A 15,571-nucleotide genomic window follows, 5' to 3' on the forward strand; every position below is an offset into this window, starting at 1 on the left:
AATCTAGTGGGGCGCGGATTCGATCCGCAGGCCGGCCGCCTTCCAGGCCGGAAAACCGTCGCCCAGGCGCTGCGCCTCGAACCCGCGGGCGCGCAGCAATGCCACCGCGCGCATCGACAGCACGCAATAGCGGCCGCCGCAATAGGCCACGATGGCCTGGTCGCGCGGCAACTGCGCCAGATGCGCCTCCAGCGCCTCGGTGGGGAGATTCACCGCCCCCGGAATGTGGCCGGCGGCGTAATCATCGGGCGAGCGCACATCCAGCAGCAATGCGCCGTCGTCCAGCTTGGCGACCAGCGCTTCGATGGATACGGCTTCCAGTTGCTCGGGGCGGTTCACGCTGTCGGCCGCCACGCGTTGCATCTCCTGGCGCTGGTGCACCAGGTAGTCCTGCAGCGCCGACAGCACTTCGGACACGGGCCCCGAACCACCGCGGTACAGCACATGCTTGCCATCGCGGCGCGACTGGATGAAACCCGTGCGCTTGAGCTGCTGCAGATGCTGCGAGGCATTGGTGACCGACAGGCCGGACAGCAGCGCCAGCTGCTCGACCGTGCTTTCACGCTGCAACACGGCCTGCAACAGGGCCAGGCGATGAGGATGCCCCAGCGTTTTGGCGGCATCGGCCAAGTCATCGAGCGAATCCGCGGATTCGGTCGTGGGCACGGACATAGACGGGGACGGCGGCAGGGTCTTCATTGACGGAAAGATATCATCTTTCTATCATTCCATCATTTGTTGGATTGATAGATAAAAAGGGAGACACAAGACCATGTCATCGAGCACCAGCCTGCCTTCGGCGGAACCGGCGCATGCGTCCTGGGGCGACCTCGTGCGCGGCCGCAACGGCCTGCGCTCGGTGGCCCTTGCGGGCGGCGTCGCACTGCACGCCATCAATATCTATGTCGTCACCACCATCCTGCCGACCATCATCCAGGAGATAGGCGGCCTGACCTACTACGCCTGGAACACCACCCTGTTCGTGGCCGCCTCCATCGTGGGCTCGGCCCTGTCGGCCAAGCTGGTCGAGCGGCTGGGGCCGCGCCTGGCCTACCTGGCGGCGCTGGCCGTGTTCTCGATCGGCGCCGCGGGCTGCGCGCTGGCGCCGTCGATGCCCGTGCTGCTGCTGGGGCGCACCGTGCAGGGCCTGGGCGGCGGCGTGCTGTTCGCGCTGAGCTACGCGTTGATCCGCGTCGTGTTCGAGGCGCGGCTCTGGCCGCGCGCCATGGCGCTGGTGTCCGGCATGTGGGGCGTGGCCACGCTGGGCGGCCCGGCCATCGGCGGCATCTTCGCGCAAAGCGGCCATTGGCGGCCGGCGTTCTGGGTGCTGGTGCCGGTGGCGCTGCTGCTGGGCCTGATCGTGGCCAGCCAGTTCCGCGGCAAGGCCGACGCCGGCGCGCCGCCCAGCCAGGTGCCGTGGCTGACCATCACGCTGTTGGTGCTGTCGGTGCTGGCGATCTCGGCGGCGGGCCTGTCGCATCACCTGGCCTGGAACGCCGCGGGCATCGCGGCCGGCGTCGCCATCGCCGCCGTCATCGTGCGCATCGACAAGCGCACCCGCGCCAAGCTGCTGCCTACCGGCGCCTATACGCTGGGCACGCAGCTGGGCGTGCTGTATGCGGTGATGAGCCTGCTGGTCGCCGCCCTGACCACCGAAATCTTCGTGCCCTATTTCCTGCAGGTCGTGCACCAGCTGACGCCGCTGGCCGCGGGCTACATGACCGCCATGATGGCCGGCGGCTGGACGCTGGCCTCCGTCTACAGCGCGGGCCGCAGCCAGGCGCAGGCATATCGCCTGATCCGGATCAGCCCCGTGGTCGTGCTGGCGGCCTTGGCCGTGCTGGCCGTCACCATGCCGTTGACCGGATGGCAGCCCGCCTGGCTGGGCGATGCCATCTATTGCATCGCCCTGACGGCGGTGGGCTTCGGCATCGGTCTGGCGTGGCCGCACCTGCTGACGCGCGTGTTCTCGGCCGCAGCGCCCGGCGAAGAGAACCTGGCGTCGTCGTCGATCACGACCGTGCAGCTGTACGCGACCGCGCTGACCGCGGCGCTGGCCGGCGTGGTTGCCAACGCGGGCGGGCTGACCGAGCCCGGCGGCATCGACGGCGCCAAGACCGCGGCGCTGGCCTTGTTCGGCGTGTTCGCGGTGGCGCCAGCGGCCGCCGCCGTGCTGTCGGGCCGCCTGGCACGTCATTGAGAACGAGGTCGGACGCCGCCGTCAGGCCAGCACGGCCGGATTGACGACGTGTATCGGCTTGCCGGCCGCGTACGACACGATCTGGTCAAACACGTCCGAGAACTGGGTTTCGTATTCGTCTTCGGTGACATAGCCAATGTGCGGCGTGCAGATCGCGTTGGACAGTTGCAACAACGGATGCCGCGGGTCGCGCACCGGTTCTTCCTCGAACACATCCACCGCCGCCGCGCCCGGACGGCCGGCGCGTAGCGCCTCTACCAGCGCGCCGGGTTCGATCAGGCCGGCGCGGCTGGTGTTGACCAGCAAGGCCGACGGCTTCATGCGCGCCAGGTCTTGCGCGGTGACGATGCCGCAGGTGTCCTTGACCAGGCGCATATGCAGCGACAGCACATCGCAGGTCTCGAAAAAGGTCTGCTTGTCGGGCGCCACATCCCAGCCGTCTTCGCGGGCGCGCTGGCGCGAGGCCTCGCGCGCCCACACCAGCACCTTCATGCCGAAGGCCGCGCCGTAGCGCGCCACTTCGGCGCCGATGCGGCCATAGCCATAAATGCCCAGCGTGCGCCCCCGCAGGGTGCGGCCCATGCCGGTCTGCCAGATGCCTTCCTTCAGGGCCTGCACCTGTTCGGGAATCCGGCGCATGCCGGCCAGCACCAGGCCCCAGGTCATTTCGGCGGCGGCGTACGACGGGGTGCCGGCGTGCTGGTTGGACGACACGATGACGCCGTGCCCGGTGCAGGCGTCGATGTCGATATGCGGATAGACGCTGCGCTGGCTGATCAGCCGCAGCTTGGGAAGGCGCGCGATCAGCGGCGCGCGGATCTGGGTGCGTTCGCGGATCAGCACCAGCACCTCGGTGTCGCGCAGGCGCTCGGCCAGCGCATCCACGTCCTGCACGTGGTCGTTCCACACCGTCACGGCGTGGCCTTGCAGTTTGCTGAAACAGGGCAAGCCCCGCAGCGTATCGAAATAGTCGTCCAGAATGGTGATGTTCATGATCTACCAGCCTCCTCGGGAACGCGCATTGTGAGCGCTCGTTCACCGGCCGTAAAATGAGATTAATTAGTCCACTGATGCATTTTTCTCATGAAAATAGACGTGCTCGGCGTGCAGGCCTTCGTGGCGATCGCGGACCACAAGAGCTTTCGCCGCGCCGCCAGCGAACTCAGCATCACCCAGACCGCATTGAGCCGGCGGCTGCAGAACCTGGAATCCTTCCTGGGCGTGCGGCTGGTGGAACGCACCACCCGCTCCGTGGCGCTGACGCCGCCCGGTGACAGCTTCCTGCCCCAAGCGCGGCGCCTGCTGGCCGACCTGGCCGCGGCGTTGACCGACATCCGCGAAACCGGCAAGGCCCGGCGCGGCGACGTCACCCTGGCCTGTGTGCCGACCATCGGCGTGCACTACCTGCCGCAGATCCTGCAGCGCTACAGCGCCGAACACCCGCAGAACCGTGTGAAGGTGCTGGACCACTCGTCCGGCGCGGTGGCGCAGGCGGTGCTGACTCGCGAAGCGGAGTTCGGCATCAACATCGCCGAGTCACATCCGCCCACGCTGCAGAGCATTCCCCTGCTGCAAGACGATTTCGTGCTGATTCTCCGCGACGACCATCCGCTGGCCCGCCGCCGCACCCTGCCTTGGAAAAAACTGGAGGGCCACCGGCTGATCTTTCCCGGCGCCAGCAGCAATAACCGGCCGCTGCTGGATCATGCGCTGGCGGATCACGCGCTGCAACTGTCGGCCTTCTATGAAGTGCAGCGCAGTTCCACCGCCGTCGGCCTGGTCGCGGCCGGCGCCGGCATCGCCGTGGTGCCGCGGCTGGCCTGGCAGGCCGGCTCGTATCCAGCGCTGCGGGTGGTGTCGCTGCACACGCCGGTCGTGGGCCGCACCTTTTCGCTGCTCAGCCGCAAAGGCGCGCATCTGTCGCCCGCCGCGCAAGCCCTGTACGACCTGATCCTGCGGCACGCCGAGCCGTCCGCCTGAGGGGCCCGAGGCGGTCGGCGCAACATTCGAAGCGTTTTACACAATTGGTGACGCCTTGCGCGGCGAATCGAGCAACAATGCGCCCGCGCCCCTCCGCCACAAAGGAATCACCATGAATAAAGCATTTGCGTTGCTCATTGCCGGTCTCTTGCCCATGGCGGCCGCGGCCGCCAAGCCCGATGTCGAGCCGCTCAAGCTCGATCCGACGAACAAGCTGTACTGCAACGCCCAGACCGACTGGTGCGTCGGCATCAAGACCGACGGCTCGTTCCAGGACAACGGCCCCTTCGCCACCAGCCGCACCCTGCGCACGGAATGGCCCTTCTGGGACCTGCCCGATATCCCGAATTTCTCGCACTTCACGGTGTGGCCGCACCTGATCCGCCTGGACGAAGAGCGCGCGCTGGTGGGCGTCATCGGCCCCGCCGAACCGGACTACAAGGAAGAAATCCAGTTCTCCGGCGGCAGCTTCTCGCGCCAGAACCTGTACCTGTTCATGGTCAACCTGGGCGACAAGGTGTCCGGCCTGGTGCACGTGATGCCCTACACCGCCAACGCCCGCATCCGCGCCTGCTTCAATGAAGCCGACCAGACCCGGCGCGGCGGCAACTGCATCGACACCTACCGCTACCAGGCGGCCGTGAAGGTGCTGCCCGGCACGCAGAGCTACCCCGACCTGCAGGTCACCACCCATGCCACGCGCGCGCCGGCCGGCGCCAGCCGCTATGCGGATTCGAGCAAACTGCCCGCGCCGACCGAGGCGCAGAAGGCGCCCCAGACCGACAAGCAGTGCAGCTACACGGTGACCTACACGTGGCAGGCAGACGGCTCGGTGTACCGGCCCGCCACGCCGTTGCCGGATTGCTCGGAATTTCTGGAAGCCCAGCCCAGGAAGACGCCCTGAGGGGATTGAAGACCGCGGCAAGCGTGGCCAGGGCCGGGCTTGCCACGACGGGTCTGCGCGTCAGTCGGCGTAGCCCGGGTTGCGGCGGTCAAGCCGGCGCAACAGGCCCGGCCACGCCAGCGCGGCCTTGTGAGCGCGGTCGGCGGGGGATTCCACTGCGGCACGCGCCAGGATCTCGGGCGGAATGAACGTCAATTCGCCGCCCGCCTGGGCCCGCACCTGCACCATGCAGGCCGCCTCCAGGCGATGCATCGCCTGGAACGCTTCAGCCATGGTCTGGCCCACCGTCAACAGGCCATGGTTGCGCAGGATCAGGTAGTTGTTGCTGCCCAGGTCGCGCACCAGCCGCGGCTGCTCTTCGGGGTTGAGCGCCAGGCCTTCGTAGTCGTGATAGCCGAGCGAACGCAGCGCGATGAACGCGAACTGCGACAGCGGCAGCAAACCGCCCTTCTGCGCCGACACGGCCACGCCATTGATCGAATGCGTGTGCAGCACGCACATGGCGTCCTTGCGGGCCGCGTGGATACAGCTGTGGATGGTGAAGCCAGCCGGATTGATGTCGTATTCCGATTCCATCACCTTTCGTCCGTCCAGGTCGATCTTGACCAGGCTGGACGCGGTGATCTCGTCGAACATCATGCCGTAGGGGTTGATCAGGAAGTGCTCGGTGCCCGGCACCTTGGCCGTGATGTGCGTGAAGATCAGGTCGTCCCAACCGAACAGCGCCACCAGCCGGTACAGCGCGGCGAGATCCTTGCGGACCTGCCATTCCGTGTCGCTGACCCGCTCGCGCACGCTCGCGCCCTTGCCTACCGTATCCATGCTGTCTCCCGTTATGGTGTTCTCCCGCGGCATCCACGCCGCGGGGTGCAAGCACTGTACTACTACGGCGCGGCGCGCACGATGGCCGCCAGGGCCACTGCCAGCGCCTCGGACCGCGCCGGCGTGCCTTGCGCGATGCCGAACACCAGCCCCGGCACCGGCGCAACCAGGCAGAATTCGGAGAATGTCCGGGCGCCGTAGCCGCGCTGCGCCAAGGCTTGCGCCACGCGGCGGTCGTCCACGCCGTGGTCACGGAACCGCACGGCCAGCTTCAGCCCCCCCGCGCCGTCGGAGATATCGAGAAAGTCGCCGCAGTGCCGCGTCAACGCCCGCAGCAGGTTGTCCATGCGTTCGGCATACACGCCGCGCATGCGGCGGATGTGGCCGCGAAAGTGCCCGTCGTTCAGGAAGTCCGCCAGCCCGGCCTGGATGTGAACCGGCACATCGCCCTGGCGCAGGGCCATGTCGGCGTGGCAGGCGGCCGCCAGCTCGGGCGGCAGAATCGCGTAGGCCACGCGCAACCCCGGCGCCAGCGTCTTGGAGAACGTGCCGACATACGCCACCCGCTGGCCGCTATCGATGCCCTGCAACGCGGCGATCGGCTGGGTGTCGTAGCGGAATTCGCTGTCGTAGTCGTCTTCGATGATGAAGGCGCCGTGACGCCGCGCGACGTCCAGCAGCGCCAGCCGCCGCGGCAGGCTCATGGAGACGCCAGTGGGACATTGGTGCGACGGCGTCACGTAGATCAGGCGCGGGGCAGTGCTGGTCTGGCCCGATGGGTCGATGCCGTCCGCATCGCAGGGCACCGGCACGAGCCGAGCGCCGGCCCGCCGCAGCAAATCACGCGCGCGTGGCCAGCCGGGGTCTTCGATCCAGGCCGTATCGGCGTGGGGCGCCAACGTCACGCGGGCCAGGGTATCGATGGCGGCCGCGGCCGATGGAAACACCGCGACCTGATCCACTTGCGCGACCACGCCGCGCGCGACGCTCGCGTGCGCCAGGATCGCGGCCCGCAATTCAGGCAGGCCGGCCACCGGCCCATAGCCCAGGTCGTGGATGCGCAATGATTTGATCCGGCCGGCCACGCAGCGCGCCCAAGCCGCGGCCGGAAAACTTTTCAGGTCGGGCACGCCGGGCTGGAACGGCAAGGCGCGCGGCGCGGACGCCAAGGGCGCGTGCACTGATGCCGCCGTTGGCTCCCCCGGCTTCGCGGAGGCCCGGGTTCGCGCCATGCCCGCCAGCTTACGCGGCCGCGCCGTCGAAATCCGCGTGCCCGAGCCGCGCACCGTCTCGAGGTACCCTTCGGCGCGCAGACGCTCGTAGGCCTGCACCACGGTCGACCGGGCGATGCGCAGCGACAGCGCCAGCGCGCGGGTCGACGGCAGTCGTTCACCGGCAGCCAGCCGTCCGGCCTGCACGCGCTCGCGGATGGCGCGGCACAGTTGCCCTTCGAGATCGCCCTGGGGCCGGTCGAGCACCAGCCAGGTCACGGCTTGAGAAGTCATAGGCAGGAAAGCTGAACAGGTGGACGCGAATCGCGCGAAGGCCAGCGGGAATTTTAGAGGCAACGGAGCGCCTCGAGCCCGGCCACTGGTAGGACGGACATCGGTAAAGCGGACGGTTAGCGCACTGCGATCGGCGCTACAAAGATGGCCCTGACCGGCTTTACAAGTGAATCCCGCGTGCTTGCCTCTTCGCTTCTCATCACCGGCGGCGCCCTGGCCGGTGGATTGGTTTCCGGACTGACCGGCTTCGGCACGGGTCTCACGGCCCTGCCGATCTGGCTGCTGGCCCTGCCCCCTGCCCTGGCCTCGCCCCTGGTCATCATCTGTTCGGTGGTGTCGCAGTTGCAGACGCTGCCGTCGATCTGGCACGCCATCGACCTGCGCCGGTCAGCGCCCTTCATCGCGGGCGGGCTCCTGGGCGTGCCGGCCGGCGTCATCGCGCTGCCCTATGTCTCGCCGCGGTTGTTCGAGGGCGGGCTGGGCGTGATCCTGGTGACGCTGTGCACCGTGCTGCTGCTGAACGGCCACTACCGCCTGCCGCGCGCCAACCGCTATGCCGACGGCCTGATAGGCCTGGGCGGCGGTCTGCTGGGCGGCATCGCGGGGCTGTCCGGTCCGCTGCCCACGCTATGGGCGGGCTTGCAGGGCTGGGACAAGGACGAGCGGCGCGCCGTCTTCCAATCGTTCAACCTGACGATCCTGGCGGTGGCGCTGGTATCGCAGGTCCTGTCGGGCTATGTCACCGCGCAGGTCATGTCCCTGGCCTGGCAGGCCCTGCCCGGCACCCTCGCGGGAGCCTGGGCCGGACGGCGGCTGTACCGCCGCATCAATCTCGTCGTCTTCAACCGGATCGTGCTGCTGACCCTGCTGGCGGCCGGCGCCAACATGATGATCCGGGTGCTTTGAATCGCCTTGCTCTCGCGGCGCAGATGGACACATTCACGCAAAAATCAGACAGTTTTTAACGTGAATAGCGTCTAAGCCGTTTACAATTCAGCAATAATTCAGGTTGCCGGTATCGAGGACCGGCGCCATTGCCACGGATGACGAGACAATGCACAACGCCATCAGGATTTTCGTCGGCTGCGACCCCAACGATTGCGATCTGGAACAGATGATGGTGCTGGAATACAGCGCCCGCAAACACGCGTCCCGCCCGGTCGAGATCACCTGGATGCGTCTGTCGCGCGACCCCGCCAGCCCCTGGTATTGCGATCCGGCGCGCAAGCGCGGCTGGCGCACGGAAAAATGGTCGACGCCGTTCTCGGCGTTCCGCTGGGCGGTGCCCGCCGCCGCCGGCTTCCAGGGCCGCGCCTTGTATATGGACGCCGACATGCTGGTGCTGTGCGATCTGGCCGAGATCTGGGACCTGCCCATGCAAGGCGACGCCATCGTCGCCGGCCGCCGCGACGGCGATGGCTGGCGTTCATGCGTGGCGCTCTGGGATTGCGCGCGCGCGCGCGCTCACCTGCCCTCGTTGGAAGCGCTGCGCGCCAAGCAGCACGCCAATCGCGAAATGAAGCACTACTTCGCCGACCGCCCGCAATTGGTCCAGCACCTGGATGCCCGCTACAACAGCATCGACGGCGACGGCCTGGCGCGCGACGACATCCGCATCCTGCACTATTCCGACATGGGGACGCAGTTCTCACATCGCTATGCGCTGCCACGCCTGCGCGCCGAAGGCCGCCATCACTGGTTCGACGGCGTCGTGGTGACGCACGCCCGTGGCGACCTGACGGAACTGTTCGACCGCTACTACCGCGAAGCGATCGATGCCGGCTACTCGCTGGACGCTTACCGCAACGCGGCGCCCTTCGGCGACGTGGTCAAGGCCTCGCAAAAGGACTACACCGGCAACCGGCCTCGGGCCGAACGCCGGTCGTGGCTGCAACGGCTGTGGGCTGGCGCGCTGCGCGGCTGACGGTGTCCGGCAGTCCAGATAGTCGCCCCCCGAAGCCGGGCCAGAACGGCCGCCCCCTCAGCGGCGCCCCGCCCACGCACCGAGGCAGAGCATGCCTATCAGCACGCCGCCTACGGCGCACACGCCACGCCGGGCGAGGCTGGACTCAGGGCAATGCAACAGAATGGCGCCGCAGCAGGCCACTACGATCAGCCCGATCAAGAAGGCCATCCGCCAATGCTCGTTCAACATGCCAAGCACGGCAAGAAGACGGCTCGTGTCAAGGCTCATAGCGCCTGCCGTCAGTTTCCGGTTGCGATTGCGCCGGGCTCGCGGCCTCTTCCGAGCGAGCCAACACCGTCCCATCGTCCACCTCCACGCTACTGGCCAGTAAGGTTCTTCGCTCCATGCGAGACAGCACCGACAACGCGGCCACGATTTCCCTGGGCTGCGCCGTCCCTGGCAAACAAATGTCGACACCGGCCAGCATGAGCTTGGCGCGATCGCCCGAGGACGCCTTGTCCGTCACCAGGGCGATCACACCCGAAAGCTGGGGGCAATGCGGCACGGAAGAAAAACGAAGCAGCCATTGCGAGCGGCCTTCCACCAGCAAGTAGTGCCTGCCAGCGCCGCCGGCACGGGCATACAGGCTGGCCTGGGTATCGGTATAGAAATGGATGGCCGGCACCGCTTCCTGGAGACGGGCAGCCAGGACGGGGGCCCGGTCGATGTATTGAGCATGCACGTGCAACGTGTGCAGAAAGGCAAGATTGGCCACGGCGCTGTGTCGCAGAAGGGTCGAAGCAGCGCATTCTAGGAATGCGGCCGATGCCAGCCCATCAGACAGTTCCGAATCGGCACGCCCGCACGGGCAGCAGACACGGGGCATGGCCCGCCACCGATTCGGAAATGTCTGATGTTCGGGCCCAATACGGATCGGTCTAATAGCGCCTCGCTGAACGCTGGCGCGCACCACCCGTTTCTGCCGGGCCCATTTCTAGCCTCAGGGGAAACGGCGAGCCCTGGAGACCACCACCCATGCTGTCCTATCGCGTCTTGATCGTCGACGACCAGCTCTTGCAACGCGAATACCTCAAAAGCCTGTTCCTTCAAGCAGGTATTGCACATGTAGACACCGCCGAGAACGGCTGTCATGCCTTGCGGCTGCTGGAGCAGCAGCGCTATGACCTGGTGCTGAGCGACCTGATCATGCCCGAGCTGGATGGCGTGCAGTTGATCCAGCGTCTTTCCACCTACGACACGCCGCCGTTGCTGGCGGTGATCAGTTCCTCGCCAAAACGATTGATCTCAGGCGCGAGCCTGGTCGCCAAGACACTAGGCATGCGGGTCATCGATCAGCTCTCCAAGCCCGCCCAGCCGCAGGCCATCATCGCACTGGTCGCCAAACTCAAGGCAGCGGCAAGGCTCAAGGCGGAATCCCTGGTGTCGGGTCAGGTATTCGACCGTTCCGCACTGCAACACGCATTGACGTCGGGTGAGATAAGGGCCTGGTTCCAACCGAAGATGCGTATCGCCGACGGCGCCATCACGGCAACAGAGGCATTGGTGCGCTGGGTTCGCCCCGACGGCAGCGTGTTGTTGCCAGGCCAATTCCTGCCTGCCCTGATACTGGACGAGCTCGAAGACGACCTGCTATTGTCGGTGCTCGCGCAGACGATCGCGGCGCAGCACGCCTGGCAGCAGCACGACTATCGGGTGGAAGTGTCCGTCAACCTGCCGACACATCTGCTGCAAGACGCCGATCTGCCAGATCGCCTGTACGACCACGTCATGCGCCTGGGCGGCAATCCGCAGGATATTTGCTTTGAACTGACCGAGGGTACGACCACGGACGAGATAAGCGACTATTACGCGGGCGCCTGCCGCCTGCGCATGAAGGGCTTCGGCCTGGCCCAGGACGACTCGGGCCAGGGCTACAGCTCGGTATTCAACCTGGTATCCACGCCCTTCACGGAACTGAAGATCGACCGATCCCTGATCAGCCGCTGCGTCGCCGACGACGGCGCGCAGGCCGCCGTCGAGAGTATCGTGTCGCTTGGCCGCCGCCTGACGCTGAACGTGGTGGCCGAGGGCGTCGAGACCTGGGAACAGCTCGCCCTGCTGAAAAAGATGCAATGCGACACGGCCCAGGGATTCCTGATTTCCCGCGCACTCACGCCGGAACTGCTGCTCGGTTTTCTCAAGCGCAATCCCCCCATATCCCGATGATCCGCGCAACGCCCCGACACACGCGCATCGCATCCATTGGCGACCTCGCCAGGGCCTCGCTGCGCGTCCAGGTGCTTTTCATCGTGACGCTGATACTCGCGATCGTGATGCTGGTGCTGTGCTACTGGGTCGTGAACAGTTTGATCAGCTTGGCTAGCAGCGGCGCCCGTTCGCACTTCCAGCAATTGGCCTACAACCTGCACGGCCAGGAGTCCCTCCTGGCGCGCGCCACCGAGAACCACTCCATTCGGCTCGGTCTGGCGCAGCCGCAAGGCGCCCCGGCGCCGTTTGACCTGATCGATAGCGACGCCGTCACCAATACGTACGAGGGCCAAAGCGACAGCCTTTCCATGCCGTACGTCATCAAAGTCAATCGCGGCGAGGGGCCGAGCGGCTCGGACCACAGCCGCCGCCTGCAAATCCCGGCAGCAGGTCTGTCCAACCTGTACGGCAACGGCCGCGGCGCCTGGCAACAGCCCGGCATGCAGGCGTTCCTGCTTGACCTGAACAGCCCGGTCAGCATCTCGGTGCCTTGCTCCGAAGACTCCGTGACCGACGACGTGCACCGCTGGTGGCGCTGTCCGCTGTCGGCGAACCGCGTGCGCGAGCTGATCTACACGCAAACGGCCAAGAAAAGTCCCGGCGGCGCTCAATGGCTCAGCGTCAACCTGCCGGGCAACGGCGAGGACCGTCTCGGCTATGTGGTGTACAGCCACATCGAATTGCCGGATTCGCTGTGGGTGCCTGGCAGCGCCAAGCGCGACCTGGTCGTGGCCACCTTTCTCGAAATGCGCGACGTGTACATCGGCGATCCCGCCTACGGCCGCGTCTACTTCCAGGAGCTGAGCACGACGCACACCGCTACACCGGCGTCGGCCACGCTCCATGAGCATGGCTTGCTGGAGGATATCGAAACCCGCGTGCGCTTCGGACTGCACGGGGCGCATATCGACACCTGGTGCGAGGACGGCTGGCTCGCCAGCTATCTGGTGCCCTACGACCAGTTCTTCCAGGCCGGCCGCTGGCAACTGATTGCGTTCGCCGCGCTGATCCTGTTATGCGTGGGCGTCAGCGTGACGTTGTACCGGCGCCATCGCAACCTGATCGTGCGCCCGGCCCAGGCCACGCATGAGCGCGTGGTGGAAAGCGAATCCTTCAACCGCACCGTGATTGAAGCCGCCCGCGTCGCCGTCTGCGCGCTGCGGGTGAGCGACCGGCAGATCGTCGCCAAGAACAGCCTGGCCGACGCCTGGCTGGGAGACGTCGAAATCGTCAAGCAGCTCACCTTCGCCCCGGGCCATGACACGGACGCCGGCGAAATCGAGATTGGCGGCAGGCACCTGAGCTTCAGCGCGTCGCGGGTCACCTATCAAGGCGAAGACGTCGTCCTGGCCACGTTCAGCGACATCAGCGACCACAAGCGGGTACAAGCGGCGCTGGCCCAGGCCAAGCGCGCCGCCGACGACGCCAACGCGGGCAAGACCGTGTTCCTGGCCACCATGAGCCATGAGATACGCACGCCGCTCTATGGCACCTTGGGCACCGTGGAGCTGCTGGGCCTGACCCCGCTGACCAATCTGCAGCGCGGCTACCTGCGCACCATCCAAGGCTCATCCGCCGGGCTGCTGAACGTCATCAACGACATCCTGGATGTGTCCAAGATCGAGTCGCGGCAAATGACGCTCAAGGATCACCGCCTGGATCCGGCCGCGCTCACCGAGGAAACCTTGCAGTCCTATGCCGCCACCGCGGATGCCAAGGGCTTGCAGTTTTTCTCGACCATCGCCACCGACGTACCGGTCTACGCCCACGGCGACGCGCTGCGCATCAAGCAGGTGCTGAACAACCTCATCAGCAACGCCATCAAGTTCACCGAGGCCGGCTGGGTTCGCGTCGACCTCACCCTCAAGGCAGAGAGCGACGGCCTGGCCACGCTCGAATGGCGCATCGCCGATACCGGCCTGGGGATCCCCGGCGAGCAGCAACCGCAGCTTTTCCAACCGTTCTACCAGGCACAGGGCCCATCGGGGAACGCACTGCCTGGCACCGGGTTGGGGCTCTATATCTGCCACAGCCTGAGTGAGTTGATGCAAGGCCGCATCACGCTGGACAGCAGCCCTGGCCGGGGCAGCACATTCATTTTCACATTGCCGCTGCGCGTTTCGGCCGAGGCCGTAAGTCGGGCCAGCAGCGCAGCAATTGCATCGTCTCCCCCCGTATGGGTGCGCGCGCCAGTCACGGATCTGACGCAGGATACCTGCGCCTGGTTGACATTGGCCGGCGCCAACGCGCGCCCCTTCCTTGGCGGCCAGCCCGCCAAGGAAGGCATCCTGGTCGAACTTCTGCCGGAACGCCTGCCGCCGATCGACTGGAATGGCGCCCGGGTTTCCTGCATTCCGGATGGTCCGGACACGCCCCAATGGAGCCTGTCGGAAATACACGTGACGAGTCACGTCCGGCAGAGCATTGTCGAGGCGGTTGCGCTGGCGCAGCGCGGCCGGCCAACCGCTGCCGACAGCACCTGCGCCGGCGGGGCAACGGCAGATGCCCCCGCCCCTCATGAATACCGGCCCGACGCCGGCTTGCGCCGGCTGGGCCTACGCGTGCTGGTGGCCGAGGACAATCCCGTCAATCGCACGCTGCTGGTTCGACAGCTGGAAGAGCTGGGTTGTGATGTCACTCTATGCACCAATGGCGTCGAGACGCTGGCGCGCTGGAATGCCGACGAGTTCGACGTATTGATCACGGACATGAACATGCCGCTGATGGATGGCTACGAGCTGGTGCGCACCCTGCGCGCGCGCAGCACCAACGCCCCTATCATCGGCCTGACGGCCGATGCGCTGCAGGCGCAACGGGACGCAGGCTTTGCCGCCGGGCTGAACGCATGGGTGGTCAAGCCCGTGGATCTGCGCACCTTGCATGACGCGCTGAGCACGGCCTGCGCCCGAATCATCAGCGCCAAGTTCGCCGGTCCGCCGCCGCCCAACAAGCCCAACGGCTTCTACGACGACCATCTGCAGGCAGCCTTCAATACCACAATGCGCGAGGACATCGCCTCGATGCGCGCGGCGCTGACAACGCACAATGCGCAGGCGGCCGTCGCGACGCTGCACCGGATGCGGGGATCGCTGGTCGTGGTGAATGCGGAAGAAATCGCCCGATTCTGTGGGGTGCTGGAACAGAAGATTGCCGACGAAGGCCTGACGCCCATGCTTGAAAACGCCATCAAAAGCACGCTGGCGCAGCTGGCGGAACAATTCAAGGAGCTATAACCCGGAAGTTCACGCCGAGATAGTCCACAGGTCCACTCGCCAAGCGCATCACACACGGAGCGAAAACATGACAAGAATCCTGCTGGCCGATGATCACCAAGTCGTGATCCTGGGCGTACGCAATGTGCTGGTGGGCGTCGCCGGCTACCAGATCGTCGGCGAAGCCACCAATGCCGCCGAGCTCATCCGCAAGACGCGCGAGCTGGCGCCCGACGTCATCATCACCGACTACAACATGCCGTCCGACGATGGCTACGGCGACGGACTGGCGCTGGTCCAATACCTGCGCCGCAATTTTCCCCAGGTCCGGATCCTGATCCACACGATGATCACCTCGCCGGTGATCGTCGCCAGTCTGTACGAGGAGGGCGTGAGCGGCGTGCTGTTCAAAAGCCGCGACCTGGCCGAAATCCTGAATGCGCTCAGTGCGCTGGACAAGAACCAGATCTACCGCAGCACGCCGCAGACGCTGCCCAGCGCGTATCCGGAGCAGGCGCAAGACGCCTCGGCACGGATTGCACGGCTGTCGCCGAAGGAACTGGAGGTGCTGCGGCATTTCCTGTCCGGCACCTCAGTGGGGGAAATCGCACGCATCATGAACCGTAGCGTGAAGACGGTCAGTACCCACAAGATCGCCGCGATGCGCAAGCTGGACGTGGAAACCGACCATGAGCTGGTCATGTTTGGCGTCAACCACGACGTCTTCAAATAAAGCACCCGTCGATCTGCTCTGAAACCCGGCAAAGGCCCCGT

At 66.3% G+C, this 15,571-nt stretch carries 13 protein-coding genes; 8 read left to right on the forward strand and 5 right to left on the reverse strand.

Annotated elements, in window-relative coordinates; translation table 11 throughout:
• Positions 1-3: 3 nt before the first annotated feature.
• Positions 4-672: a metalloregulator ArsR/SmtB family transcription factor gene (locus A9974_RS20300; RefSeq protein WP_255468253.1), complete on the reverse strand. Its 669-nt coding sequence runs from the start codon at positions 670-672 to the stop codon at positions 4-6.
• A gap of 100 nt (positions 673-772) precedes the next feature.
• Between A9974_RS20300 and A9974_RS20305 the strand changes: the two genes are divergently transcribed.
• Positions 773-2,200 carry an MFS transporter gene (locus tag A9974_RS20305; RefSeq protein ID WP_183005979.1) on the forward strand — a complete coding sequence of 476 codons (1,428 nt, stop codon included), beginning with the start codon at positions 773-775 and terminating at the stop codon, positions 2,198-2,200.
• A 21-nt stretch (positions 2,201-2,221) separates the two neighbouring features.
• On the opposite strand, the gene A9974_RS20310 is transcribed toward A9974_RS20305, so the two are convergent.
• Complete coding sequence (locus A9974_RS20310; RefSeq protein ID WP_183005980.1) at positions 2,222-3,193, reverse strand: D-2-hydroxyacid dehydrogenase family protein; 972 nt, start codon at positions 3,191-3,193, stop codon at positions 2,222-2,224.
• A gap of 90 nt (positions 3,194-3,283) precedes the next feature.
• Here A9974_RS20310 and A9974_RS20315 point away from each other — a divergent pair, with 90 nt between their 5' ends.
• Both A9974_RS20315 and A9974_RS20320 read left to right on the forward strand, forming a co-directional pair.
• Entirely contained in the window at positions 3,284-4,180 is an 897-nt protein-coding gene (locus tag A9974_RS20315) for a LysR family transcriptional regulator (RefSeq protein WP_183005981.1), read from the forward strand.
• 112 nt (positions 4,181-4,292) lie between these two features.
• Positions 4,293-5,084, forward strand: a complete 792-nt coding sequence (locus A9974_RS20320; RefSeq protein WP_183005982.1) for a hypothetical protein — start codon at positions 4,293-4,295, stop codon at positions 5,082-5,084.
• Between the two features lie 60 nt (positions 5,085-5,144).
• Here A9974_RS20320 and A9974_RS20325 read toward each other — a convergent pair whose 3' ends face one another.
• Entirely contained in the window at positions 5,145-5,906 is a 762-nt protein-coding gene (locus A9974_RS20325; protein ID WP_183005983.1) for a class II aldolase/adducin family protein, read from the reverse strand.
• Positions 5,907-5,968: 62 nt separating this feature from the next.
• Positions 5,969-7,411: a PLP-dependent aminotransferase family protein gene (locus tag A9974_RS20330; protein ID WP_183005984.1), complete on the reverse strand. Its 1,443-nt coding sequence runs from the start codon at positions 7,409-7,411 to the stop codon at positions 5,969-5,971.
• Positions 7,412-7,588: 177 nt separating this feature from the next.
• On the opposite strand from A9974_RS20330, the gene A9974_RS20335 reads away from it, so the two are divergent.
• Positions 7,589-8,317, forward strand: coding sequence for a sulfite exporter TauE/SafE family protein (locus tag A9974_RS20335; RefSeq protein WP_370539663.1), 729 nt, complete (start codon positions 7,589-7,591; stop codon positions 8,315-8,317).
• Positions 8,318-8,465: 148 nt separating this feature from the next.
• Positions 8,466-9,335 carry a glycosyl transferase gene (locus A9974_RS20340; RefSeq protein ID WP_183005986.1) on the forward strand — a complete coding sequence of 290 codons (870 nt, stop codon included), beginning with the start codon at positions 8,466-8,468 and terminating at the stop codon, positions 9,333-9,335.
• Positions 9,336-9,594: 259 nt separating this feature from the next.
• On the opposite strand, the gene A9974_RS20345 is transcribed toward A9974_RS20340, so the two are convergent.
• Positions 9,595-10,092: a hypothetical protein gene (locus A9974_RS20345; RefSeq protein ID WP_183005987.1), complete on the reverse strand. Its 498-nt coding sequence runs from the start codon at positions 10,090-10,092 to the stop codon at positions 9,595-9,597.
• 260 nt (positions 10,093-10,352) lie between these two features.
• On the opposite strand from A9974_RS20345, the gene A9974_RS20350 reads away from it, so the two are divergent.
• The 3 genes from A9974_RS20350 to A9974_RS20360 all read left to right on the forward strand — a co-directional run bounded on the left by A9974_RS20350 (position 10,353) and on the right by A9974_RS20360 (position 15,530).
• Complete coding sequence (locus A9974_RS20350) at positions 10,353-11,543, forward strand: EAL domain-containing protein (protein WP_183005988.1); 1,191 nt, start codon at positions 10,353-10,355, stop codon at positions 11,541-11,543.
• An 83-nt stretch (positions 11,544-11,626) separates the two neighbouring features.
• The gene (locus A9974_RS20355) at positions 11,627-14,818 is read left to right on the forward strand and encodes a hybrid sensor histidine kinase/response regulator (RefSeq protein ID WP_183005989.1); all 3,192 of its coding nucleotides are present in this window, start codon (positions 11,627-11,629) and stop codon (positions 14,816-14,818) included.
• Between the two features lie 67 nt (positions 14,819-14,885).
• Entirely contained in the window at positions 14,886-15,530 is a 645-nt protein-coding gene (locus A9974_RS20360) for a response regulator transcription factor (protein WP_183005990.1), read from the forward strand.
• The last annotated feature ends 41 nt before the right edge of the window (positions 15,531-15,571 follow it).

The sequence above is a fragment of the Achromobacter sp. UMC71 genome, from assembly GCF_014170305.1.
GTDB lineage: Bacteria > Pseudomonadota > Gammaproteobacteria > Burkholderiales > Burkholderiaceae_B > Achromobacter.